1 protein-coding gene is annotated in these 305 nt (G+C 60.0%); it reads left to right on the forward strand.

Annotated features, from left to right (window positions below):
* Positions 1-305 (forward strand): ribonucleotide reductase N-terminal alpha domain-containing protein (locus tag AC5ZFO_RS48430; RefSeq protein ID WP_496124324.1); only part of this gene is annotated, 305 nt, incomplete at both ends.

The following is a 305-nucleotide window of genomic DNA, read 5'->3' on the forward strand; positions in this document are numbered from 1 at the left end:
GCCTTCTTCATGCGCGTCGCGATGGGTCTTGCGGTTCGCGAGATCGACCGAGAGGCCAAGGCGATCGAGTTCTACGATCTGCTGTCATCGTTCGACTTCATGGCCTCGACGCCGACGCTGTTCAATTCGGGTACGCTGCGTCCGCAATTGTCGTCCTGTTTTCTCACAACAGTCTCGGACGATCTCGACGGCATCTTCAAGTCGATCAAGGACAACGCACTGCTGGCAAAATATTCCGGCGGCCTCGGCAACGACTGGACGCCGGTGCGCGGCCTCGGCGCCCACATCAAGGGCACCAACGGCGA

This window comes from Bradyrhizobium sp. Unk1 (genome assembly GCF_059512345.1).